Source organism: Bacillus sp. FJAT-29814 (assembly GCF_001510715.1).
Taxonomy (GTDB): domain Bacteria; phylum Bacillota; class Bacilli; order Bacillales; family Cytobacillaceae; genus Neobacillus.
Genome location: NZ_LMTJ01000003.1, coordinates 304028 through 329190, shown reverse-complemented (window position 1 = coordinate 329190; position 25163 = coordinate 304028). Strand labels below are relative to the sequence as shown.

Here is a 25163-nt window from a genome sequence, read left to right as displayed (position 1 = left end):
TGTTATTAGAAATGGTTGCCATTACTTCTTGTTGAAGTGGTTGCCATTCTTTTTCTTGTTTTAAAGCCGTGTATACTTGGCGAATATAGAAATTGGTAGTATTGTATAGATTTTTTCCATTTGAACATAGATTAGCAAAATAAGGGAAGAGCTTGTGCCCTTTTTTGATGATTATTTGATAGGTCCTGTACTCCTTCTCCAATTTTTGTCACCTCCTTAATTATATTCTACCAAACATACGTTCTCGTGTCTAATGATACCTATTTTTTTACAAAGAAAGCGAAACTGTATCACGTCACTGAAGTAACGGGTGTTAGTTTCGCATTTTTCATAAAAACAGCGGCCTGCATTGGACGCTGCCACTGTAATTAATCTCATTATTGGGCACATTTAAAATGGCGGGCAATCTCTTCGACCACTGGGACCCCTTTTCTGGTCGCGGTATTAAACATTACAAAGGTTTTTGAGGCTTCGGTAATCAGGATGTCGTCTTGGTTGTAGATTTCTTGTTTTACCGAAAAGCTTTTGGTCCCTACGTTGGTCAAAGTTGTTTTTACAAACAGGGTATCCCCCAATCTTGCTTCCTTAAGATAAGAAACATCCATTTTTAGCACAACCGTACCGAGATCTTTTGCCCTTAACTCGCGAAAACTCACCCCAGCCTGTTTGTACCAATTACCGACACCTTTTTCTAAAAAAAGGATATATTTCAGGTAATTCACATGGCCCAGCTGGTCGATGTCTTCGGGTGAAACAATAATTTTTGTCACAGTCTGCATTTGACTCTCCTGCCTTTTAAGATGGAATCTCTTTTTAAAATAAACCTCCAGTTTTTTGCGCTGGAGGTTTATTTTGCTATTTATTTTGGCTGCATCCGGATCGCGCCGTCAAGTCGGATGGTTTCGCCGTTTAGCAATGGGTTTTCAACAATGCTTTTAGCCAAATGAGCATATTCAGATGGGCGGCCCAAACGCGGCGGAAATGGAACCATCGCTCCCAATGCCTGGCGGACTTTCTCGGGTGCACCGGCAAATAATGGCGTGTCAATGAGTCCAGGGGCAATCGTCATCACCCTGATCCCATGACGGGAAAGATCGCGGGCAATCGGCAGCGTCATGCCGACAATTCCGCCTTTTGAAGCACTGTACGCGGCTTGGCCCATTTGGCCATCAAATGCAGCAACAGAAGCAGTATTGATAATGACACCCCTCTCGCCTTCTTCATTCGAAGCGTTTTGCGCCATTTTTTCCGCAGCCAAGCGAATCACGTTAAAAGTACCGATTAGATTGATTTGAATAACTCGTGTGAAGCTGCCAAGACCGTGAGGCTTTTCTTTGCCAACTGTTTTTTCAGCCACGCCAATTCCTGCGCAGTTCACCAATACATGAATGGCACCGAACTTTTCAATCGTTTGATTTATGGCATTAACTACATCTTCTTCACTTGTTACGTTCGTTTTTATAAATAGAACGCGGTCGGATCCAAATTTTTCAACTAGCGCTGCCCCTTTGTCCTCCTGCAGATCGAAGATGGCGACATATCCTTCATTCTCGACAATCGTTTCAACGGTGGCTTCGCCAAGACCAGAGGCGCCACCTGTCACAACCGCTACACTGTCATTAAGCTTCATGGATAAAACTCCTCTCCTGTTTTAGCTGATTCTTTCAATAATTGTGGCATTGGCCATGCCGCCGCCTTCACAGATTGCCTGTAGACCATAACGGCCGCCGCTTCTTTCCAATTCATGCAGCATCGTAATCATCAAACGGGCACCGGATGCGCCGAGTGGATGGCCCAATGCAATCGCCCCGCCGTTTGGATTCAGCTTTTCAGGATTGGCCTCCATTTCATCCAACCAAAGCATTGGGACGGGCGCAAATGCCTCATTTACTTCGTAAGTATCCATGTCTTCAATCGTAAGTCCCGCTTTTTCCAGGACCTTTTTCGACGCGATTGACGGACCGGTTAACATTAATGTCGGGTCGGAGCCGACAACTGAACGGGCAACAATCCTGAAGCGCGGTTTCAAGCCTAGTTCCTCCGCTTTTTCCCGTGACATTAATAGAAGCGCGGCCGCACCATCGCTCATTTGGCTGGAGTTTCCGGCGTGAATGACTCCGTCATGGGTAAAAGCAGGCTTCAGGGAGGCCAATTTTTCCAGTGAGGTATCCTTTCTTGGTCCTTCATCCTGAGTCACCGTAATGGTCGACCCATCCGCTAGTTTTACCTCAAGCGGCATGATTTCGCAGTCGAACCGGCCTTCTTCCTGTGCCTTAATGGCTCTGCGCTGGCTCTCAAGCGAGAATTCGTCGAGCTGATTGCGGGAATATCCCCATTTTTCAGCAATCCGCTCGGCGGATAAGCCCTGATGGATCATTTCATATTTGGAGGTTAATTCTTCGCTCCAGTCAGATTCCCGGCGGGTTGCGCCCATAGGGATTCTTGTCATGCTTTCCACGCCGCCGGCAATGACAACATCCATATCACCGCTCAAGATGGCCTGTGAGGCAAAATGGATTGCCTGCTGGCTTGACCCGCACTGGCGGTCAATCGTCGTACCGGGTACGTGAATTGGAAAATCGGCCATTAAGGCGGCATTGCGGGCAATATTCAACCCTTGTTCTTCAACTTGGCTGACACATCCCAAAATGACATCTTCCACAAGATCCGGAGAGATTCCGGCGCGGTTTACCACTTCTTTCAGAACCTTAGCGGCCAGTTCATCAGGGCGGACTGAACCAAGGACTCCCTTCCTTTTCCCTACAGGAGTACGGACTGCTTCAACAATTACAACTTCTCTCATTCTTGTAACCTCCTAAATTTTTATCCTAGGACTTAACATCATTATTCTTTGGTTGAATTAAGTAGTCCTAATTCTTGTAAAATCTCTTCATTATGTTCACCGAGACCCGGTGCGAACCGAACAGTTTTCACCATTGTCCTCGAAAGTTTAATAGGATTGGCGACTTGCCTCATCTGGCCACATTCTGGGTGGTCTACCTCTTCAATCATGCCCCGGTGCTGAATCTGCGGGTCGTTTACCATTTCCTCCATCGTCAGAACAGGAGCAACGCAGGCATCGACTCCGTCGAAGAGCCCTACCCATTCCGTTAGCGTTTTTGTTTCGATGATAGCTTGGATCTCTTTTTTCATTCCGGCTTGTTGTTCAGGTGGCGCGTTTAATTGCTTAATTAACTCTTCCTTACCAATTACTTGGCAGAAATTTTTCCAAAACTTCATTTCAAGTGCCCCTACCGAAATATATCGATGATCCTTTGTCTCATATGTCTCATAACAGGCCATGCCGCCATTTAAGACCAGTTCCCCGCGCCCAGGCTGCTGCCCGCTTGCCAAGTACGATGGCAGCATCGTCTGCATCCAGGAAACGGATCCGTCAAGCATGGAAATGTCTATAAACTGGCCTTTCCCTGACTTTTGAGCCTCGATGATTGATACTAGAATACCAACAACACCCATCAAAGCACCGCCGCCTAAATCCCCGATTTGAACGGATGAACTGACAGGCTTTCGATTTTGTTCTCCCTGTAATTCTAGTAATCCGGAATAACTTAAAAAGTTAATATCGTGGCCGGGAATATCCTTATAGGGCCCTGTTTGGCCGTAGCTCGTAATCGCACAATAAATCAATTTGGGATTATGTTTTTTCAGTTCCTCATACCCCAGACCCAACCGGTCCATGACACCAGGACGAAACGATTCGATCAAAACATCGGATGTCTTCACCAATTCGATAAAGATTTCTTTATTCTGGTCTTGTTTTAAATCAAGACTCATACTCCGCTTATTCCGATTTAACGAATGAAACATTGCGCTCAAGCCGCCAACCTTCGGCTCCCACCAGCGCCCATAATCCCCAAGCTTAGGATCTTCTATCTTAATCACATCTGCCCCAAAATCAGCCAGCATCAACGAACAATACGGCCCCGGCAAAAGCCGCGTCAAATCCAGGACACGAATCCCCTCCAAAGGCATACTCAACTCCCCCACCCCTCTCAAAAGAAAATGCCTACCAAAAAGGAGTCCATCTATTTCCAATAATACCAATTTTCATAATATTCTACAATATATTTATTTTTTAAACACAAATTCAACAAGGTGCCTGACACCACAAAAAGACAAATTTCAGGTTTTGTCCGTCTGGGGCGGACACCTTGGAAAATGCTGACTAAGTTGGCATTCTATTTTACTGCGGCGCTTTTGTAGGTTTCTCTTAGTTGGTATTTCAGGATTTTCCCGGAAGCGTTGCGTGGGAGTTGGTCCATTTGGTAGTAGATTCTCGGAATTTTATAGCCGGCGAGTTCCTGGCGGCAGTATTGCTTCAGCTCTTCTTCATCAATCCTTTTGCCCGGTTTCGGTACAATAACGGCGGCGACCGTTTCACCCCAGACCTCATGGGGTACGCCAATCACCGCTGCTTCCAAAATATCAGGATGTTTGTACAGCACGTGTTCAACTTCTGTGGAATAAACGTTCTCCCCGCCGGAGATAATCATGTCTTTTTTCCTGTCTACCAATGTGAGAAAGCCATCCTCGTCTATACTAGCGAGGTCCCCTGTATAGAGCCAGCCATTCTTCAGGATTTTTGCCGTTTCTTCCGGCTTTTTATAGTATCCTTTCATGACAGATTCACACCTGATAATAAACTCCCCGACTTCGCCCGGCTTTACATCTTCACCGTTGTCATCTACGACTCTAGCATCTGTTCCAAAAGATGCCCTTCCCGAGGCACCAAACTTTGTTTTGTGTTCCTCCGGAAGAAGGTATACTCCACCGGGACCACCTTCGGTTTGGCCGCACATATTAAAGAATTGATCGGTTCCGAACATCTCCATCGCTTGTCTCAATAACGCTGTCGGCATTGGTGCTGCACCGTAACCACATCGCTTCACGCTTGATAAATCATATTGTTCCCGGTTCGGTACCTGGAGCAGGAAGTTAAACATCGTTGGAACGCCAAAGAATAAGCTAATTTTATGTTGATCAATATCCTTTAATGTTTGGACAGGATGAAATTCCTGACGGACAATTTGGGTGCAGCCAAGCATCGTCCCAGGCACAAGGAACAAATTCAACTGGGCACAGTGAAATAACGGAGCAAGATGAAGCAGTTGATCTTCCGGTCCCATTTTAAACATGATGATGGTTCCTAAGGCAACATGGAGTACGCGGTGGTGATCGAGGACCACTCCCTTCGGCAGCCCTGTGGTTCCGGAGGTATATAATATTTCAGCATCATCAGATTCCAACACTTGTATTAAAGGGTTTTGCACGGAGGAGCTTTGAAACTCTGATAGCAACAATTGATTTTCTTTTTTAGATGAACCCGCAATGACTTGCAGCCTAATTTTATCGTTCCCGTCCGACGCCTTTTGAATAACATCTGTCAAATCTTCATCGGCAAATACAATCATCGAATCGGAATCGTCCAAAATATAGCTGGCTTCCTTGGCTGTTAAGCGAAAATTAACAGGAACAGCCACCCCGCCTGCCTTCAAAATACCATAATAAACAAAACAGAATACGTCTGAGTTCTTCATCATCAAGGCAATTTTGTCGCCCCTTTTGACTCCATAACTGACGAGCGCATTGGCTATTCGATTTACCTGTTCATTATATTGCCTATAGGTGTATACGCTTTCACCAAAGATAATCGCTTTCTTATCAGGATTGTATTTTGTATTCCGTTCAAGAGCTTCAAAAAGGTTCATTTATAATTCCTCCCATACCCTTTTAATAGAATTGGAATACTCGACCGAAGCCGGAAAAATTTTACCACACTCTAGCAAATTACCCTACAACCCCATATTTTTGGCAATGATCGTCTTCATAATCTCATTGGTGCCAGCATAAATCGAACCGACGGCAACATCGCGGTATCTTCTGGCAATCTCGTATTCTTCCATATAGCCGTAGCCGCCATGAAGCTGCATGCATTCTGCGGCCACATCTTTGGCCAAATCCGTGAGCCACCACTTAGCCATCGAAACCTCATTGACGACATTTTTCTTCTCCATATGGTCAACAATCAGTTTATCAACGAATGTTTCGCCAATCTTGATTTTCGTCGCCATTTCGGCAATCTTGAATTGGGTATTCTGGAATTTGCTGATTGGCTTGCCAAAAGCTGTGCGCTGTTTGACATAATCGACTGTAATATCAAGCATATGCTTAGAGGCTGTAATGCTGCCGATGGCGAGCATCAAGCGCTCCTGCTGCAGCTTTTGCATCAGGTAATAAAACCCTTTGCCTTCTTCCCCAATCAGATTTTCCCGCGGTACCACCGCATCCTCAAATATTAGTTCCGAGGTATCATTGGAATGCTGCCCCATTTTGCGAAGCTTTTTCCCTTTCTTAAATCCAGGCGTCCCCTCTTCGACGACAATGAGGCTGATTCCTTTGTGCCTTGGTGTCGCGTTTGGATCTGTCACGCAAACCACTATAACAAAATTGGCCGAATAGCCATTGGTGATAAACGTTTTTTCACCATTGATAATATAATTGTCACCGTCTTTTACAGCCGTTGTTTTGACTGCGGCCAAGTCGGAACCTGTCCCCGGCTCAGTCATGGCGATGGCGGAAATCATCTCCCCGCTGACGGCTTTCGGCAGCCACCGCTGCTTTTGTTCTTCGGAGGAAAATTCACCGATATATGGCATGACGATATCATTATGAAGCCCGATACCGCCCACTCCTGCACCCACTTTATCCAGCTCTTCCGTAATCACCACCGAATAGCCGAAATCTGCGCTGTAACCACCATATCTCTCATCAACCCATGGGCAAAGGAAGCCCTGCTCACCGGCCTTTTTCCAAAACGATTTAGGAACTTGCTTCGCTTCCTCCCATTCTTCAAAAAATGGATATGCCTCCTTTTCCAAAAATTTTCTGAACGCCCGTCTAAAAATTGCGTGCTCTTCGGATAAATATGGTTTACTCATGAAAAAGCCCCCTTCTCAAAATCAAAATTATTTCCCCGTCCAATTCGGTTTCCGTTTTTCGGCAAATGCCCGCGGTCCCTCTTTGGCATCCTGGCTTGCAAACACCTTGCCGGCATATTCCTGATTAATGGACCACGCTTCCGGCGGAAAGCTAACAGTTGTATCCAAGCCCCGGTAGACAATTTCTTTACTTGCTTTTACAGCAAGTGGCGCATTATCAATGATTTCTTCGGCAAGCGCGATGGCGGCATTCAGAACCTGTTCATGGGGAACTACTTCATTTACTAGTCCCCACTGTTTAGCTTCTTCCGCTGTAATCGGCTTACCTGTAAGAATGGTATGCATGGCCACTTTTAGCGGAATTTGCCTAGGAAGGCGCAATAAACCTCCAGCCCCGGCAATCAAGCCCCGCTTCACTTCTGGCAGTCCGAAGGAGGCCCTTTCGGAAGCGACAATTAAATCACAGGCCAAGGCAATTTCCGTGCCGCCGCCGAGGGCAAAGCCGTTCACCGCCGCAATTACCGGCTTGGAAATATGATGTCTGACAATTCCGGCGAATCCCCATTTCTGCATTTCTTCGGTAGTGGAAAATCCACCCGAGCCGATTTCCTTTAAATCGGCACCCGCTGAAAAAGCGCGGTCCCCTGCCCCTGTGATGATCGCCACCCAAAGGTCCGGGTCTTCATTGAATTCTTTCAATGCCGTTCCCGTTTCCAGCCAAAGCCGACTACTAACCGCATTCAATGCTTCTGGCCGATTAAACGTGATCACAGCAATGCGGCCGATTTTTTCAACTATAATCGCTTGATAATCCATTAGGCTTCTTCGTCCCCTTTCCATTTCCACAAAATCATTAAATTGCTTCGTAATACCAGATTCCATTAATAAGGACTTTTTTGCATTGGTTGTTGTGTAAGAGATATTCTAGATGGGCAATGGTTTCGCCAATCGCAAACCGGGTTTCGTGGATGTTTAAATTATGAAAGAGATGGCTGTTGACTTCGTAGATGGTGGCAGGGTGTTTGATTGCTTCATACGTTTTGTCTAATCGTTCGTGATGGTGGCGGCATAATTCTTCAATTCTATTGTTTGCGTTTCGAAACGGGCGGCCATGGGAAGGAATCACGTAATCAGCGTTTAGCCGTTTGACTTTTTCAAGAGATTGGAAAAATGAGTCCAGTGGATTCGGATCGCCGCGAAACCAGTAAGAGATGTTCGGTGATATTTTTGGCAGAATATGGTCGGTAGAGAAAAGGATACTATGATCGCTGTTGAATAAGGTGATCAACCCATCAGAATGTCCCGGGGTAAATATAACCTCATATTGCAATTTTCCAAATTGCATTTTCATTCCCTCTTCCAGGAAATGATTTACTTCAGGGTAGGGTGTTACCTTTGCATTAAAGCTTTTTTCATCGGTTGTTAGCTCTTTCGAAAGGGTTTTTCCAGGAAGACCGCATGTATCATAATTCTCATTGGCCAGCATCGCTGACTCTGGCTCCCAAACAGTTAATCCGGCATCAGCATCTGTTTTTGTCATCCAAACCTCTGCATTGGTTAATTGCTGAAGGGTTCCGGCATAGCCAAAATGGTCCGGGTGATAATGAGTAATAATTATATTTTTAACATCATGTTGATCAATAATCGGCTGCCAAACCTCTCTGGATACATCCGTATTCAACCCGGCATCGATAATCGTCCATCCCTTTTCTCCTTCGGCAATAAAGCAATTGACATGGTTTAAGCGAAATGGCAGTGGAATGGTCACTTGAGTAACTCCTATTTCAGTAAGCAAATGGTATATCTCCTTCCAAACAGCATTTTGATAGTGATTTCACCTAATGAAATAATACCAATTTTTAGATAATTCCACAATCAGTTTATTTTTTAAATTTATGTTTAATTTTCATCCCCAACTTCTATACTATTTATCCGGGTTTTAGTATACTATTCATAAATAGCTTCCATTGGAGAGGATAAAGATGGCTTCATTCAGGGAACAAAAAATTGCCAGAAAAAAGAGAGAAATCCTTCGTTCTGCCGCAGCTGTTCTTGCGGAAAAAGGGTATCATGGCACAACGATGGAAGAAATAGCCGCCCAGCTATTAATGACAAAGGGTTCTATGTATTACTATTTCAAAAATAAAGATGATATTCTTTATCATTGTCATCAAATGATCATGGAATTGAGTCTGGAAAAAATTGAAGAAGTGGCAGGCAGCAACTTGAATCCCGAAGACAAGCTTGAGAGTGCTATAAAAGCTCACATCCTGCTGTCAATTGAAGAAAAATCGATGTTCATGATTATGGATAAACCCTCGCAAAAGTTTACCGAGGATCAATTGAAAGAAGTGCTCGATGCCCAAAAAAAGTATGCTCACTTTTTTGACCAAATTCTTAAAGAAGGAGTCGAAAAACAGGTTTTTGACATTCAGGATATAAAAATGGTCAGGATGATCATTCTCGGAGCATTAAATTCTATCCAGCATTGGTACAACCACGACGGCCCGCAAACAGGCGAGGAAATTGCCAATGCCTATGCTGCAAATCTTCTTAAGATGGTTGTTAAGAATAATGTATGAGTTGCCGCGCCCTCCTTTTAGAGGGTATTTTTTTGCAGAAAAAGTTCCCCTTGAACACATACATCCAAGGGGAACCAATTATAAATTGCCGTTATTATTTTATCTTGATTGGTACGATCTTACCATCTTCGATTGCAGCCACTTCCAAGTCGCCATCGAAGCCGCCTCCTGTAAATTTGGTAAAATCATAGATTCTTACATTGTCGGGGATGTTATCCACACCCTTTTGCATAGCGCCGATAATTTTATCCACATCGTCGACGGAACCAGCCGCTTTCATTGCCTCGGCAAACATATACATGCCGATGTAGTTCAGGCCGGCTTCAGAACCTGGAATCTCTTTATATTTTTCCTGATATTTTTTAAGGAAATCAGGAACAGCCGTGCTGTCAGAGTGTTGCAATGGCATTACGCCGATCGCGCCATTGAGAAGATCATAGGAACCGGTTACGGCTTTCATTTCATCGAACTTTGCCTGGTCCATTACGATAAATCCGCCTTTAAAGCCAAGCTCGCGCGCCTGTTTTGCCACTTTTGCAGTCGGTTCAGACGGGCCGCCAATAAATAATACATCCGGCTTTTCTTTAAGTGCATTGGTCACAAGCGTAAAGAAATCTGTTTCCTTTGAAAAGTCGATGGACGATTCAAAGACCACCTTGCCGCCCGCTTTTTCCCAGAACGGTTTTAGATGTCCGGCCCAGTCTTTTCCGTACTGGGAAGCAGTTGGAAGAAACGCGATTTTCTTGCCGAATTTCTCCATAGAATATTCGGTAAACGGCTTTAAGTATCCATCGTAACGAGGCGGGATTCGAACCGTCAATTCATTGCCGACATCGGATACCTTTGGCTCACTTGTGTAAGCCCCGATAATAAATTTATCCTGTTGCTTGTTGAAAACCTGAAGAGCAAAGACGCCGCCACTATGTGGAGTGAAAATAATTGGTGTTTTGTTCTCCTGAAGCAGTCTCTTGGCATTGGCCCCTGCTTCGTTCGGTAAGTATTTGTCATCAAGTGATACAACGTTAAACTTGTATTTTTTTCCAGCAACTTCAACACCGCCAGCGCTGTTGATTTCGTCAACGGCCATCTTAACGCCGTTTAAAGTGCGCTCACCGTAAAAGGCTGCAGGTCCGCTTAATGGTCCAGTATAACCAATATTGACGGTTCCTGCTTCTTCTGTTTTGGTTTCGCCGCCGCCTCCGCCAGCAGATGGCTTGGTATTGGCCGGCTTTTCGGATGTGCTGTTACATGCGGCCAGACTGAAAATCATGACGAAAATAAAACCTAGCATTAATAAAGATTTCATTCGTTTCATTGGTTTTCCCCCTCTTATTATTGAAAAAATCTTCAGACACCGCCAGTGATGAATTGATCTTCTCTTCACCACCCCCTTTAAGGTAACTTTGCTTTGCCCGCTAAGCTCCGATATACGCTTTTCTGACCTCATCATTGGCAAACAGCTCTGCCGATGTCCCCTCCAGGACGATGGTGCCATTTTCAAACACATAGCCCTTATCAGCGATCTTTAAGGCGGCGTTTGCATTTTGTTCGGCAAGCAAAATCGTCGTGCCTTCTTTGTTAATTTTCTGGATGGTCTCAAACATTTGTTCCACAACCAATGGGGCTAGTCCGACCGAAGGCTCATCGAGCAACATCAATTTTGGTTTGGACATTAATGCCCTGCCGATGGCAACCATCTGCTGTTGCCCACCGCTCAAGGAACCTGCCGCATCATGGCGTTTTTCCTTCAGGATTGGAAACAATTCATAGACGTGCTCCAATGAATGTTTAATTTGATCGCGATGGCGGCGATGAACAAATGCACCCATTCTTAGGTTCTCTTCAACAGACATAGCTGGAAACAGCTTTCTTCCTTCCGGGCATTGACCGATTCCCATTTGGACGATTTGGTCCGCCGGGCGGCGATTCAGTTTGTTCCCTTCAAATACCACTTCACCCGTTGCCGGCCTGTTCAGTCCGCTAATTGTCCGGAACGTGGTACTTTTTCCAGCACCATTGGAGCCCAACAGGACAACGATTTCCCCTGCGTTCACTTCAATATTAATGTCATGAACGGCGGTAAAGCTTCCATATTTGACAGAGACATCGGTTAGTTTAAGCACTGGCGCTACCTCCCAAATAAGCTTTTATCACCGTTTCGTTGTTCTGGATTTCCTCCGGTTTCCCTTCGGCAATTTTTTCACCATAGTTTAAAACCATGATTTTATCGGCAATTCTCATGATCATTTGCATTTTGTGTTCAATCAGGCACACGGTAATACCTTTATTGACCATTTTTTTCATCAATTCTGCAAGGCCTTCCGTTTCGTCTGGATTCACCCCTGCCGCCGGTTCATCCAAAAACACGATTTCCGGGTCAGTCGCTAGGGCGAGGGCAAATGCGGTCCGTTTTTTCTCCTCCTGAGTCAACCCAGCAACCGGCTTATGGGCGATATGCTGCAGGTCGACGAACTCCAATACTTCCATCGCTTTTTCGCGGCACTGGGCTTCTTCCCGTTTTAGTCTAGGCGTTCTAAGAATGGCATCAACCAGGGTTGATTTTGTTCTTAGCCGGTGTCCGACAATAACATTGTCCAAAACAGTTGATTGCTCAAACAGATTGGTCGTTTGAAACGTCCGGGCTACGCCCAGCTCGGCAATTTTATTGGAGGGCAGTTTGGTGATATCCTGCCCCTTGAAAATTACCTGACCCGAGGTCGGTGGATGAAAACCGCTGATCAGGTTGAAAAAGGTCGATTTGCCGGCACCGTTCGGGCCAATGATGGCATTGATTTTTCCTTGTTCAATGGCAAAATCCACATTGTTAACGGCAACAAGACCGCCAAACCTTTTCGTGAGCTGTTTTGTCTCTAAAAAAATCATTCCTAGCCCTCCTTTACCTGTTTTTCGGGAACAATTTCGCTTTTGACAAGAGAATCATTCCTGCTGCGGCCAGACCTTGCTTGATAGTTTGGATATTTTTTCAGTTTCCGGTTCATATTCCAGGTTGCCACAGCTCCGACAATTCCGCGCGGGGCAAAAATGATCAGGAGTGTTAACGCAGGTCCGAAAATCAGCATACGGTACTGCTGGAAATCCTGCAGCAACTGAGATAGCCACACGATTAAAAGTGTGCCAACGATTGGGCCGCTAAGTGTGCCAATACCGCCAACAAGTAAATAGGTCAGTAAATCAAAAACTATAGTCGTCGATCCAATGTCCGGCCCAATAAAACGAACAAATGATGCATATAAAGCGCCGGAAAGGCCTGCAAAAAAGGTCGATAATACAAATACCGTTAATTTATTTGTTTTTGTTGAAATTCCAATTGTTTGGGCCAAATCCTCACTATTACGGATGGCGATGTATGTTCTGCCCGATAAGGAATGGACAATTCGATACATGATTAAAACGACCAAAAGCAGGAAAAACAAAACAAAGTAATAGTGTGCTTTTTCCGTCTCAAAAGTGATGGGTCCAATGGGAGCCGGAGCAGGAATCCCAATAAGGCCGCGAACTCCTTCTGTTAAACTGTCCCATTTGTCAATCACGAGATAGATAATATACCCTAGGCACAGTGTGTAGATGGCAAAGAAATGCTCTTTTGTCCTTAGGGCAATCGCGCCCACCACTAGGCCGATACTACATGTAATTACCAATGCCAGTACAAGTGCGAGCCAAAAATTCATTTGCGCTTTTACTGTTAATAAGCCCAGTGAGTAGGCTCCTATCGCAAAGAATCCGGCATGCGCCAATGAAAGGTAGCCCGTATATCCTGCAAGTAAATTAAGGCCGTAAACGCCAATCATCCAGATAAACGAAAGGGTCATGACGTGAATCATGTATGTGTTTGACGTCATCAACGGAAAGGCAAGCGCGAACAGAATGAGAATAATAACTACATTTCGTTGTTTCAACACGTTAGTCATTAATGGCTGCCCCCCTTCGAAAACAGGCCGGTAGGCTTAACGGTTAAGATCAGGACAAGGAAAAGGAAGGCAATAATATCTTTATAGTCATTTGAGATATAAGTAGCTCCCAAACTTTCGCTAAAGCCCACAATATATCCGCCAACAATCGCACCAGGTATACTGCCCATTCCGCCAAGGATGATGATGACGAATGCTTTCAATATAACAAGGTGCCCCATCCCAGGGAATACAAGATTAATAGGCGCAGACAGTGAGGAAGCAATCGCCGCAAGCCCGCCGGAAATCATAAATGTCAGCATGGCAACCTTGTTGGTGTTAATCCCGACAAGATTGGCTCCTTCACGGTTTTGCGACATCGCAATAATGGTAGCTCCAGTAAAGGTCTTTTTCAGGAACAGGTACAAAATGATCATGACGACTACTGCTGCAACAACAATCAAAATCCGCTGCATCGTTAAGGTAAGGCCAAAAACTTCCACTATTTGCCCATATGGAGTCGGCATGCTTTGGTATTCAGCCCCCCAGTAAAATTGGGCGAAAGCTTCGAGAAACAAGAGAATCCCGATGGCGGCAATTTTATCATGGATTGGCGGCGCCTCGCGAAGCGGGTGGAAAACGAACCTTTCCATTAACACTCCGAGAAGACCGACAACGATAATCGATACAAAAATGGCCAGCCAGTAATGAAGGCCGAATCTTGTCATCATCGTCAAGGTTATGTACCCACCCATCATATATAAAGCGCCGTGTGCAAAGTTTGGAATGTGCAGGATTCCATAAACTAGCGTTAATCCCAAAGCAACAAGGGCATACACGCTTCCAATGGTAAGACCATTAAACAATTGCTGAATGAGAATCTCCATAGCTCTCCCCCTTTAAAATGTGTCTTTTAATTGTGGGAGCCGTCCTATTTTGTTCCAGGACCGCTCCCCCGATTCTATTCATCTATCGGACATTATTTTTCAACCTTCTGCTTCTCCTCTTCCTGGAGGGTGCGCCATAGAATCTTGCCGCTTGAGGTCATTGGGAATGATTTTCTAAATTCTATTAATCTCGGGTATTTGTAAGCGGCCATGTGGTGTTTCGACCATTCGATAATCTCCTCGGCTGTGACTTTGTCCTCATAATCATCGTTTAAGATGACAAACGCTTTAACTGTTTCACCCCGTCTTGGGTCAGGGACGCCGACCACACAAGCCTGTTGAATCGCTGGATGTTTATATAGATAAGATTCGACTTCTGTCGGCCAAACCTTGAAACCGGAAGCATTAATCATCCGTTTAACGCGATCGACTATAAAGAAATAGCCTTCTTCGTCATAACGGCCAATATCGCCAGTCCGGAAAAATTTCTTTCCATCCAATTCAAGGAAAGCACTGCGGTTCTCGTCATCACGGTTATAATATCCAACCATGACCTGCGGACCATTGACAATAATTTCGCCAATTTCGCCAACGCCAAGCTCTTTCCCTGTTGCCGGGTCTATCACTCTCGCATCCACATCAAAGGCAGGAACGCCAAGACATTGCATTTTTGGACGGTTTGGCGGATTGAAATGAGTTTGCGAAATCGTTTCCGATAGTCCATAGCCTTCAACAAATCTCAACCCGGTCAGGTTAAACAATTTTTCGCCAACCGCTTCCGGCAGCGCGGCACCGCCTCCCGAAATCGAGGTAAGGGAGGCAATGTCCTCCGCTTTCAGATTTGGATTGGCAAGGAAATCGACAACCATTGTGGCAATCGTCACCCAATGGGTACAGTCCAGATTTTTAATCAACTCGACCGCTGCATCCCGGTTCCACCTCGTTAAGATCACCATTGGGCTGCCGCTGTAAATCGGCATGAGCATGCTGTGCACCATTCCCGTCACGTGGAAAAGCGGAAGTGTCGTCAGATGGGTGGAATTTGGCGTTGATGAAGACCAATGATAAGCCCCGACGATGTTGGCATTTACGGTCTGGTTTGTGTGCATGCAGCCTTTTGGCAGGCCGGTTGTACCGGAAGTATACGGCATGACGGCGAGGTCATCCGCTTTAGCAATGTGCTCAGACGGCTGTAACTTAGCCTCAATCGCCTCACGCCAGTAATAATGATTCGATTCATTGATCACGAGGCGCGGCATTTTCACCTCCTGTGGCAGCATGGCATCAAAGCCTTCCCCTTTATAGTCGGAATAGGCGGCCAACAACAGGTTTTCAAGCGAGGTTTCCCCCAATAATGGCCCAATCCGCTCGTATAATTCCTGGCCGGCGATGGCTGTCTTGATTCCGCAATCGCGGATGTAGAATTCCAGTTCACTCGCAACCAGCATCGGATTGATAGGAACGACCACGGCATTCGCCCGTAATATAGCATGGAAGCCAATCACAAATTGCGGCGAGTTTTGCATAAACAACAGCACTTTGTCCCCTGCTTTGACACTCAGCTTATGCTCAAGGTAGCCAGCCAGAGCATTTACTTCCTCATCCAATTGCTGGTAGGTCAATGCGTTTCCGTAATAGAAAATCGCTGTTTGGTCAGGATAACGGCTTGCTGATACCCTCAGGTGATCATAAAGAGAGGTTGCCGGTACTTTTAAAGATTTTGAGATTTTGGGCCAATGTTCAAAATGAAGAGTTAACAAGCAGGATCTCTCCTTTTTATTAGATTGCTAGGCATCTGCTTTAGCGCGTTTGTAAACGCTGTCATTTCGGGATATCCCGTTTAACATTAAATCAAGGAAGATCCCTGCCACTTTATCTTCTGACACTTCGCCATTTGGATTAAACCAGTAGTAACTCCAATTGGTGATGCCCAGAATTCCCATCGTTAAAATATCGGGGCGCAGGCCTTGTTTTATGTCTCCGTGTTCAATTGCCTTTTCAATAAATGTTTGTAGATTCAGGCGAAACTGCCTGCGTTTTTTCTTAATTTCAATCACGTTTTTTTCACTTATGTGTCGCATTTCCCTTGTGAAAATTCGGGCACTAGAAAGATCATTTCTAATTTTGTGAATAAGCATATAAATAATTTCATACAGCTTTCTGACAAAATCATAATCAGGATTTGATAAGATTTCCTCCTGCCGCTTGATCAGCCCCTCTATATACTGCAAATGAATTTCCTTCAACAACTCCTCCTTGCTGTTGAAGTAATAATAAAAAGTCCCCTTCGTCACACCCATCATCTGGACAATATCCTGAATCGAAGTTGACTTAAACCCATTCTGATCAAAAAGCAGGATACCCGCATCCATTAATTTCTGCTTCATAGGACGATTCCTTTCAGCCCAAACCATCGCGGTGCCTGACACCATTTCCTGTTTTTCCACTATTTAAACGAGGCGTAGTCAGCTATTGGTGCCTGACACCAATACTCACCTTCCTACCTATTAAATAGTGGAAATCTTGCTCTTGCGCCGCAGGCACCACGATGATTTTCTTGGTTATTCGCGTTCGATGATTGTTGCGATTCCTTGGCCGCCACCGATGCAGGCAGTGATAAGTGCGTATCTTCCGCCGCTGCGTTTTAGTTCGTAGCAGGCTTTGGTCATCAAGATGGCGCCGGTTGCTCCGAGCGGGTGTCCGTGAGCGATGGCTCCGCCATTGACGTTTACTTTGTCCATGTCCATCTCAAGCTCGCGGTTGCAGGCGATTACCTGGGCGGCGAAGGCTTCGTTAATCTCAATTATGTCCATGTCCTTTAATGACAGCCCCGATTTCTCCATTACTTTTCGTACTGCTGGAACTGGTCCGATTCCCATAATATTAGGATCTACACCAGCCACAGCATAATGACGGACTACCGCAAGCGGCGTCAGATTCAATTCCTCTGCTTTTTCTCTAGACATAATGACAAGGGCCGATGCAGCATCATTTAATCCTGAGCTGCTTCCCGCAGTTACCGTACCGCCTTGCAAGAAAGCCGGCGGCAGCTTGGCCAATGCTTCCAATGTTGTTTGCGGTCTTGGGTGCTCATCTGTCTTGAAAACAATCGGCTCTCCCTTTCTGACCGGAATGGCAATTGGCACGATTTGCTCATCATAGCGGCCTTCCTCCATGGCAGCTGCCATACGCTGCTGGCTTCTCAAGGCAAATTCGTCCTGCTCTTCTCTCGAAATATCGTATTTTTTTACCAGGTTTTCAGCGGTGATGCCCATTGGCGGGTCGCCGATTTCCTTTGGCGACAGCTGCGACTTTTTAAAGCTTGGCGGTGATGCACTATAAGCCTTTTCCGGGCGCTCCATCAAATATGGAGCCCGGCTCATGCTTTCCACTCCGCCAGCAACAAAGATATCCCCATCTCCGGCGCGAATCGCCTGAGCCGCCAGATTTACTGCATTAATCCCGGAACCGCATTGCCGGTCAACCGTAACTCCCGGTATATCCAATGATAATCCGGTCTGTAGTGCTGTTAATCTGGCAATATTGCCTCCGCCTGATAATACATTTCCAAAAATAACGTCATCTATCATTTCAGGTGCAATCTGCGCCCTTTTTACCGCTTCTTTGATCACTTCTGCGCCAAAGACATGGGCCGGAACACTTGCCAGTGCGCCCCCCTGCCTGCCTATTGCCGTTCTGACTGCAGAAACGATCACTGCATCTCTATTACTCAATTTCATTCCTCCTTGAAATTTAAAAATTACATCGCATGCGCGCCGCCATCAACGACGACAATATCCCCAGTCACAAAATCCGATGCAGGTGAAGCCAAGAATACGGCAACACCTTTGATGTCGGTATCCGAACCGAACTTGCCCAGTGGCGTTCCTTCCAAAATGGCCTGGCCGCCCTGGTCAAGCAAGCCCTTTGACATTTTTGTCGGGAAAAATCCTGGTGCAATTGCGTTAACATAAATACCATGCTGGCCCCATTTCACCGCCAAATCCTTTGTGAAGGTGACCACGGCACCCTTGCTGGCGTTGTAGCCAATCGCATTCATGTACTTTGGATTCGACCCTTTCAACCCGGCAACAGAGGCAATGTTGATAATCTTGCCGGCCTTTTGCTCAATCATCACACGGCCAACCGCCTGTGACATTAAAAACGTCCCCGTAACGTTAACGTTCATCACCTTTTGCCAGGCTTCTAGTGGCATTTCTTCAGCAGGAGCTCCCCAGGAGGCTCCGCTGTTGTTGACTAGAATATCAATCCGCCCAAACTTCTCCATCGTCTTCTCTACCACATTCCGGACATCTTCCGGATTGGCCACATCACATTTTAAGGCAAGGCTTTCGACGCCTAGTTTTTTCAATTCTTCACTTACTTCTTGGCAAGCCTCCAATTTACGTGAACAAACTACGACATGGGCGCCTGACTCAGCAAATCCTTCGGCAATTTGTTGGCCCAAACCGCGGCCGCCGCCGGTTACAATCGCAACCTTCCCAGTCAAATCAAACAGTTGTTTAATATGCATCCTCTAATCCTCCTAAACGGTCATTAACGGTATTTTTTCAATTCGTATCTGGCAATCGCCCGCTTGTGGACTTCATCCGGACCATCGGCCAAACGGAGCGTGCGGATATTGGCCCAGCTTGCGGCAAGCGGTGTGTCATCACTGACACCTGCGGCTCCAAACGCTTGAATGGCCCGATCGATGATTTTTAACGCCATATTAGGGGCAACCACTTTAATCATGGCAATTTCGCCTTTTGCTTCCTTATTGCCAACGGTATCCATCATGTAGGCGGCCTTCAAGGTCAACAAACGCGCCTGTTCAATGTCAATTCTTGCTTCGGCAATCCATTCCTGGATGACGCCTTGCTCCGCCAATTTTTTACCGAATGCCGACCGTTCCTGAACCCGCTTGCATAGCAGCTCAAGCGCCCGCTCTGCAGCACCGATTGTTCTCATGCAGTGGTGAATGCGGCCTGGTCCTAGACGTCCCTGAGCAATCGCAAAGCCCTTGCCTTCGTCCCAAAGCATGTTGGAAGCCGGAACCCGGACATCCTTATATTCAATCTCGGCATGGCCGTGTGGAGCGTGATCATAGCCAAATACCGGCAATATTCTCTTAATCGTTACCCCAGGGGCATCCAGCGGAACAAGAATCATCGATTGCTGTTCATATGTCGGAGCATCCGGGTCGTTTTTCCCCATGACAATCGCAATTTTACAGCGCGGGTCTCCAGCGCCTGATGACCACCATTTAGTTCCATTGATGACATACTCATCGCCATCGCGGATAATGCTTGCTTGAATATTGGTAGCATCCGAGGAAGCAACATCCGGTTCAGTCATCGAGAAGCAGGAACGAATCTCACCATTAAGGAGCGGCTTCAGCCATTTTTCCTTATGCTCTTCCTTACCATAGCGAACAAGGACCTCCATATTCCCGGTATCCGGTGCTGCACAGTTAAATACTTCCGGAGCAATCGAGGACCGGCCCATGATTTCGCAGAGCGGCGCGTATTCCAGGTTCGTCAAACCTGCACCATACTCGCTTTCAGGCAAGAATAAATTCCACAACCCTGCCTGTTTGGCTTTTTCCTTTAATTCTTCCATAATCGGCGGAACCGATGAAAACGGATCATTTTTATCAATTTGGTCATGATATACTTGTTCATTTGGATATACATACTCTTCCATAAAGTCAGTCAGCTTTTTTTGTAATTCCACTACCTTATCGGTATAACTAAAATTCATCCTATTCCACTCCTCTTCGGGTTTAACATACTAACTAGTTAGTATGTGGATAACCCTATAATATTAGAAATTTTTCGAATATTCAACATCCATTTTTCGTCATTTTTTTCATTAAATATAGTAGAAACATATTAATATTGACGAGACTTCAAACTTATCCATTTACTCTTAGCTAATAATCCCTGCCAAAGCTATAGCAGTGTACTATTATTTCGAAAAAATTTATACATTTTCTGCCACGGCACAGATTTGTTGTGGCCAATACTATTTATCTAGCAATTTTATAAACTCCCGTTCCCTTGGCAATGAGCTGCTGCTGTTCATCTGTTATTTTCGCTTCCACCGTTGCCAACTTATATCCCTGTTGAAGCACCTTTGCCCTGGCAAACAGGTTGCCGGACACGGATGGGGCGAAATAGTGTACATCCAAGTTCAATGCAGAAACGCTGCACTTGTACAGGTTGCGTAAAACCACGGTCTGGACGGCGTCAAGTATAGAGGCATGGACACCGCCATGAAGCGTTTTATTTGTATTTAACAAGTCTTGCTTTAACGGAAGCTTCAGCACAATTTCGCTGCCTTCCTCTTTGATAAATTCAAACCCAATATGTTTGAAAAAGGGGTTATTTTCAAGTCTTTGCTGAAACTCTGATTGCAATTTTAACAATCCCCTCCCTCCTTTATGTCTTTTCTAGGCGTTGTCTTAAAGGTGCCGATTCCTTTGGCAACCAAACCGCGGTTTTGATCGTAAATCATCCCTTCTGCCGTGACATATTTTCCTTCTTCTTTTAAAATGTTCGTTTCAGCATGATAGGCTTCTTTTGGCAGAAGGTCCAAAAATGAACAATTCAAATTAATGGTCGCCGCAAACGAGTTTGTTGCGAGCGAGACGGTCGCCCCCATCGTAATATCGAGCATCGTGGAAAATACGCCCGGATGAATCGTGCCATCCTCCTGGAGCAAGTGCTCCTGCAACGGCAATGCCAATTCAAATTTATCGGTGATGGTGCTGTTAAATCCCATGTACTCAAAAAAAGTCGATTTCGTTTCCGGCGTTCTCACAAGCAAATTCCTTTCTAGTTATCTATTGATTCAACCATAATAGCCATGCCCTGACCGCCGCCTACACAAAGAGTAGCAATCCCCCGCTTTTCACCACGACGAATCATTTCGTAAACCAATGTCGTCATAATTTTTGCCCCAGTAGCACCAAGCGGATGCCCCAACGCAATCGCCCCGCCGTTTACATTGACGCGGTTCGGATCAAGCTTCAATTCACGAATGACTGCCAGCGCTTGTGATGCAAATGCCTCATTGAGCTCGATTAGCCCTATATCAGCTATCGTCAGCCCAGTGCGTTGGAGCAGTTTTTTCACCGCCGGAACTGGTCCAATACCCATTATCTCTGGCGAAACGCCGACACTGGCCCAATCGACGATTCTTGCCAGCGGCTTCAAGCCTAATTTTTCAGCATGCTGTCCTGACGTCAAAACACAAGCGCTGGCGCCGTCATTTCGGCCGCAGGCATTCCCGGCAGTGACCGTTCCGTTCTCCTTAAAAACGGGTCTAAGTCTGGCCAATGCCTCCCTTGTCGTTTCGGGTCTTGGATGTTCATCCTCGGCAAAGACAATGGAACCTTTTTTTCCTTTGATCTCGACCGGCACAATTTCATCCTCAAAGCGCCCTTCACTGATTGCGGTTGCAGCACGACGCTGGCTTTCCAATGCAAACGCATCCTGGTCTTCACGGGAAATGGCAAACCGTTCAGCGACATTTTCAGCGGTGATGCCCATGCCAAGCCCGCTGCCGTAAATCTCCTGCGGCTGCTGTCCAGCCTCGGTATTGGAATCGACCAATTTGGGATTGTCGCCGCCAAAACGGGAGTTTCTCAAATAAATAGGGGCATTGCTCATGCTTTCTGTTCCGCCTGCGACGACGATCTCCGCTTGACCAAAAGCGATTTGCTGGGCTGCAGATGCTATCGCCTGCATTCCCGATGCACACAAGCGATTGATTGTAAACGCCGGTATACTTTCCGGGACCCCTGCCCTTAAAGCCGCTACCCTGGCGACATTAGAGGATTCAGTTGATTGCCTTACTTCTCCCAATACCACTTCATCTACTTGTTCAGGGGTAATTCCAGCTCGGTTAATCGCCTCTTTAATAGCGATTGCGCCCAATTGGCCTGAATTAAGACTCTTTAAGGCGCCTCCATATCTCCCGACGGGCGTCCGGACTGCACTTAAAATCACAATATCGGTTTCCATATAACCCCTCCTTTTTTAGCTATATTCTTTTTCTAGTTGGGCTGCAATGATGTTCTTTTGAATCTCCGAGGTACCCTCATAAATTCTCGTAATCCTGGCATCACGATAGAAACGTTCAATCGGATAATCGGCAATATAGCCAATTCCGCCGTGGACCTGGACCGCTTTATCAGCAACGCGGTTATAAACCTCAGAGCCGTAAAGCTTCAGCATCGCCGCTTCCTTGATGACCTTCATGCCTTGGTCAACCATCCAAGCAACCCGATAAGTAAATGAACGCAGCGCTTCAATTTCCACGGCCATTTCCGCCAGCATATGGCTGACTGCCTGGTTTTTGATAATCGGCTTGCCAAACTGGATTCGTTCCATCGCATACTTTGTTGACATATCAAGCAGCTTTTGGCAGGATCCGAGATTGCGAGACGCCAAGCCTGCCCGGCCATTGGCCAGAATTTTTAACGCATTGACATAGCCCTGGCCTTCTGACCCGAGGACATTTTCCACCGGAACCTCGCAATCTTCAAAAATCAATTCTGCCGAATGCGAACCGCGCAGGCCCATCTTCTTCTCAATCGCCCCTACCTTGAAGCCAGGGAAATCCTTTTCGACAATGAACGAAGTGATCCCCTTGGCCCCTTTTTCAGGGTCAGTGACCGCCATGACGGTAAACACACTTGCCTCGGTGGCATTGGTAATGTAGTGCTTCAGACCGTTCAGGATATACTTGTCGCCTTTTCTGACCGCCGTGGTTTTTAAATTGGCGGCATTGGATCCCGCTTCAGGCTCGGTCAACGCAAACGCGCCGATTTTCTCTCCGCTCGCCATCTCTGGCAGGTACTTTCTTTTTTGTTGTTCATTCCCCATTTCAACAATTCCAACGCTACCGATTCCAGTGTGGGCGCCGATCAGCGTCGTATAGCCATTATGGGTTTGGCCGATTTCCTCATAAAGCGCACATTTTCCGACCATGCCAATCCCAAGCCCGCCATATTCTTCAGGAATGCTTAACCCGAACAGGCCCATTTCCTTCGACAGATTAATAACGCGTTCTGGGATTTGGTTATCTTCTTCAATTTGCATCGCCACAGCTTCGACTTCTGTTTGGATAAATTCTCTTACATTCTTTTTTAAAAAAAGAATGTCTTCATCTAATTCGAAGTTCATTACTGGATTCCTCCATTATGCCTTTGTCTTATTCGTTGCTTCTTCTACCAATATCCGCTTCAATAGTTTTCCGACTGAATTTCTTGGCAGCGTATCGCGCACCTCAAATTGCTTTGGTACTTTGTATCGGGTCAAATGCCGATAGCAGTGCTCCCGCAAATCGTCAAAATCAATAGCGATGCCCGGTTTGGGTACGATATAAGCAGTGACTGTTTCTCCAATTTCCTTATCGGGGATGCCGACAACTGCCGCTTCCAGTACAGCGGGATGTTCATATAAAACACCCTCCACCTCTTGGGGGTAGACATTAAATCCGCCGACAAGAATCATTTCCTTTTTCCGGCCGACAATATAGAAATACCCTTCTTCATCCATCGTTGCGAGATCACCGGTATAAAACCAGCCATCACGAAGGGCATTCTGCGTTTCTTCCGGCTTATTCCAATAGCCAAGCATCACCTGCGGACCTTTAAGTAACAATTCCCCAACCGCTCGTTCCGGTACATCTTCGCCATTGTCATCGACAATTCGGCAATCGGTTTGGCGGAGCGGAATCCCGATGCTGCCAATTTTTGACACGCCATCAGGCGGGTTGCGGTGGGTCGTGGGCGAGGTTTCTGACAGACCGTAGCCTTCTCCGACAGTGACACCGGTTAAACGCTCGAACTTCTTCATAATCTCGATCGGCAGGGGGGCCGAGCCGCTTGTGCACATTTTAAAGCAAGTCAAATCGTAGCTTTCAATGTCCGGATAATGGGCGAAAGCGTGATACATTTTTGGGACACCCGGAAAGAGGGTCGGCCGATATGTTTCAATCTGCTTCAGGACCTTTTCCACCTCAAACTTGTTGACCAACAGATTCGCAGCCCCAATGTAAATACTGAGATTCATGCCGCTTGTCATCCCATAAACATGATAAAGCGGGGTGGCAGTTAGAATGGTCTCCGCACCTGTTAGCATGCGTTCTCCGTAAAGCGCCTTGCTTTGTATGACATTGGCGATTAAATTATAGTGGGTCAGCATTGCGCCTTTCTTTTTCCCGGTTGTGCCGCCGGTATATTGAATGACTGCAATATCCCTCCGCGCCTCAATCGGGCAGTTTTGAGCCAAAGGAACGCTTCTTTCGATTAATTCCGGCAAACCTGGATATCCGGCTCCATTAGCCGTTATAAATATTTCTTTAAAAGAGTAGTCTTGGACTTGGGACACTTTTTCAAGACATTCAGGCTCTGTGACCAAATAGGTCACCGTAGCATCATTAAAAATTTCCAGCAGCTCTCTCACGGTATAGTGCGGGTTGATTTGTACAATCATCAGGCCAAGCTTCAAGGAAGCGTAATAGGAGACGACATATAGCGGGTGATTGGATACCATTAAGCCAAGGCGCTCTCCTTTTGCCGCACCAAGCTGCTTCCATGCTCCCGCAAGCCTGTCGACCATATTTCTCAGTTGTAAGTAGCTGATTTTTTCATTTTCAAATATAATCGCAGTGTGTTCAGGATATTTTTTTGCGGCACTATCCAAAAGGGAATATAAGTTTTTTTCTGGAATTTCGAAGTCAAGATTGATTGACGATGGATAATGCCCGAGCCAAGGGCGGTCTTGTGGTATTTGCAAACTCATCACCTCTCCA

Annotated in this window: 24 protein-coding genes and 1 pseudogene; 1 reads left to right on the top strand and 24 read right to left on the bottom strand. The window is 46.1% G+C overall.

Annotation, left to right across the window (positions count from 1 at the left end; all coding sequences use genetic code 11):
• The 9 genes and pseudogenes from AR334_RS30125 to AR334_RS09335 all read right to left on the bottom strand — a co-directional run.
• Nucleotides 1-202: pseudogene (locus AR334_RS30125) on the bottom strand (RNA-guided endonuclease TnpB family protein); the annotation flags it as partial.
• A 175-nt stretch (nt 203-377) separates the two neighbouring features.
• Nucleotides 378-779 (bottom strand): thioesterase family protein, encoded by a 402-nt coding sequence (locus AR334_RS09370; protein WP_066308657.1) that lies wholly within the window; start codon nt 777-779, stop codon nt 378-380.
• Nucleotides 780-859: 80 nt separating this feature from the next.
• Nucleotides 860-1630 (bottom strand): 3-hydroxyacyl-CoA dehydrogenase, encoded by a 771-nt coding sequence (locus tag AR334_RS09365; protein ID WP_066308655.1) that lies wholly within the window; start codon nt 1628-1630, stop codon nt 860-862.
• A 21-nt stretch (nt 1631-1651) separates the two neighbouring features.
• Nucleotides 1652-2803, bottom strand: a complete 1152-nt coding sequence (locus AR334_RS09360; protein ID WP_066308653.1) for a thiolase family protein — start codon at nt 2801-2803, stop codon at nt 1652-1654.
• Nucleotides 2804-2844: 41 nt separating this feature from the next.
• A complete protein-coding gene (locus tag AR334_RS09355) occupies nt 2845-3993 on the bottom strand; it encodes a CaiB/BaiF CoA-transferase family protein (RefSeq protein ID WP_066308650.1) in 1149 nt (382 codons plus the stop codon).
• A gap of 206 nt (nt 3994-4199) precedes the next feature.
• Nucleotides 4200-5729: a class I adenylate-forming enzyme family protein gene (locus tag AR334_RS09350; protein WP_066308646.1), complete on the bottom strand. Its 1530-nt coding sequence runs from the start codon at nt 5727-5729 to the stop codon at nt 4200-4202.
• An 84-nt stretch (nt 5730-5813) separates the two neighbouring features.
• Nucleotides 5814-6959 carry an acyl-CoA dehydrogenase family protein gene (locus tag AR334_RS09345; RefSeq protein WP_066308643.1) on the bottom strand — a complete coding sequence of 382 codons (1146 nt, stop codon included), beginning with the start codon at nt 6957-6959 and terminating at the stop codon, nt 5814-5816.
• Nucleotides 6960-6986: 27 nt separating this feature from the next.
• Nucleotides 6987-7841 (bottom strand): crotonase/enoyl-CoA hydratase family protein, encoded by an 855-nt coding sequence (locus AR334_RS09340; protein ID WP_216638017.1) that lies wholly within the window; start codon nt 7839-7841, stop codon nt 6987-6989.
• Nucleotides 7813-8754: an MBL fold metallo-hydrolase gene (locus AR334_RS09335; RefSeq protein ID WP_066308640.1), complete on the bottom strand. Its 942-nt coding sequence runs from the start codon at nt 8752-8754 to the stop codon at nt 7813-7815. Before AR334_RS09335 ends, AR334_RS09340 begins: the two co-directional genes overlap by 29 nt.
• A 187-nt stretch (nt 8755-8941) precedes the next feature.
• Here AR334_RS09335 and AR334_RS09330 point away from each other — a divergent pair, with 187 nt between their 5' ends.
• On the top strand, nt 8942-9541 hold the full coding sequence (locus tag AR334_RS09330) for a TetR/AcrR family transcriptional regulator (protein ID WP_066308637.1): 600 nt from the start codon (nt 8942-8944) through the stop codon (nt 9539-9541).
• 94 nt (nt 9542-9635) lie between these two features.
• Here AR334_RS09330 and AR334_RS09325 read toward each other — a convergent pair whose 3' ends face one another.
• From AR334_RS09325 to AR334_RS09255, 15 genes are all read right to left on the bottom strand, one after another.
• The gene (locus AR334_RS09325) at nt 9636-10856 is read right to left on the bottom strand and encodes an ABC transporter substrate-binding protein (protein ID WP_066308635.1); all 1221 of its coding nucleotides are present in this window, start codon (nt 10854-10856) and stop codon (nt 9636-9638) included.
• A 100-nt stretch (nt 10857-10956) separates the two neighbouring features.
• Nucleotides 10957-11664: an ABC transporter ATP-binding protein gene (locus tag AR334_RS09320; RefSeq protein ID WP_066308629.1), complete on the bottom strand. Its 708-nt coding sequence runs from the start codon at nt 11662-11664 to the stop codon at nt 10957-10959.
• Nucleotides 11657-12421, bottom strand: a complete 765-nt coding sequence (locus tag AR334_RS09315) for an ABC transporter ATP-binding protein (protein ID WP_066309372.1) — start codon at nt 12419-12421, stop codon at nt 11657-11659. The genes AR334_RS09320 and AR334_RS09315 overlap by 8 nt, the downstream gene beginning before the upstream one ends.
• 5 nt (nt 12422-12426) lie before the next feature.
• The gene (locus AR334_RS09310) at nt 12427-13470 is read right to left on the bottom strand and encodes a branched-chain amino acid ABC transporter permease (RefSeq protein ID WP_066308626.1); all 1044 of its coding nucleotides are present in this window, start codon (nt 13468-13470) and stop codon (nt 12427-12429) included.
• Nucleotides 13470-14336, bottom strand: coding sequence for a branched-chain amino acid ABC transporter permease (locus AR334_RS09305; RefSeq protein WP_066308623.1), 867 nt, complete (start codon nt 14334-14336; stop codon nt 13470-13472). Before AR334_RS09305 ends, AR334_RS09310 begins: the two co-directional genes overlap by 1 nt.
• A gap of 92 nt (nt 14337-14428) precedes the next feature.
• Complete coding sequence (locus AR334_RS09300) at nt 14429-16096, bottom strand: long-chain fatty acid--CoA ligase (protein ID WP_066308620.1); 1668 nt, start codon at nt 16094-16096, stop codon at nt 14429-14431.
• A gap of 27 nt (nt 16097-16123) precedes the next feature.
• Nucleotides 16124-16723, bottom strand: coding sequence for a TetR/AcrR family transcriptional regulator (locus AR334_RS09295; RefSeq protein ID WP_066309370.1), 600 nt, complete (start codon nt 16721-16723; stop codon nt 16124-16126).
• A 174-nt stretch (nt 16724-16897) separates the two neighbouring features.
• The gene (locus AR334_RS09290) at nt 16898-18076 is read right to left on the bottom strand and encodes a thiolase family protein (RefSeq protein ID WP_066308617.1); all 1179 of its coding nucleotides are present in this window, start codon (nt 18074-18076) and stop codon (nt 16898-16900) included.
• Nucleotides 18077-18096: 20 nt separating this feature from the next.
• Complete coding sequence (locus tag AR334_RS09285) at nt 18097-18870, bottom strand: SDR family oxidoreductase (RefSeq protein WP_066308614.1); 774 nt, start codon at nt 18868-18870, stop codon at nt 18097-18099.
• A 23-nt stretch (nt 18871-18893) separates the two neighbouring features.
• Nucleotides 18894-20099 carry an acyl-CoA dehydrogenase gene (locus AR334_RS09280; protein WP_066308611.1) on the bottom strand — a complete coding sequence of 402 codons (1206 nt, stop codon included), beginning with the start codon at nt 20097-20099 and terminating at the stop codon, nt 18894-18896.
• 268 nt (nt 20100-20367) lie between these two features.
• Nucleotides 20368-20766 carry a PaaI family thioesterase gene (locus AR334_RS09275; RefSeq protein WP_066308608.1) on the bottom strand — a complete coding sequence of 133 codons (399 nt, stop codon included), beginning with the start codon at nt 20764-20766 and terminating at the stop codon, nt 20368-20370.
• The gene (locus tag AR334_RS09270) at nt 20760-21161 is read right to left on the bottom strand and encodes a PaaI family thioesterase (RefSeq protein WP_066308606.1); all 402 of its coding nucleotides are present in this window, start codon (nt 21159-21161) and stop codon (nt 20760-20762) included. Before AR334_RS09270 ends, AR334_RS09275 begins: the two co-directional genes overlap by 7 nt.
• Nucleotides 21162-21175: 14 nt before the next feature.
• Nucleotides 21176-22366, bottom strand: a complete 1191-nt coding sequence (locus AR334_RS09265) for a thiolase family protein (protein WP_066308602.1) — start codon at nt 22364-22366, stop codon at nt 21176-21178.
• A 15-nt stretch (nt 22367-22381) separates the two neighbouring features.
• Entirely contained in the window at nt 22382-23530 is a 1149-nt protein-coding gene (locus AR334_RS09260) for an acyl-CoA dehydrogenase family protein (RefSeq protein WP_066308596.1), read from the bottom strand.
• A gap of 15 nt (nt 23531-23545) precedes the next feature.
• Nucleotides 23546-25153, bottom strand: coding sequence for a long-chain fatty acid--CoA ligase (locus AR334_RS09255; protein WP_156431228.1), 1608 nt, complete (start codon nt 25151-25153; stop codon nt 23546-23548).
• Nucleotides 25154-25163 lie beyond the last annotated feature (10 nt).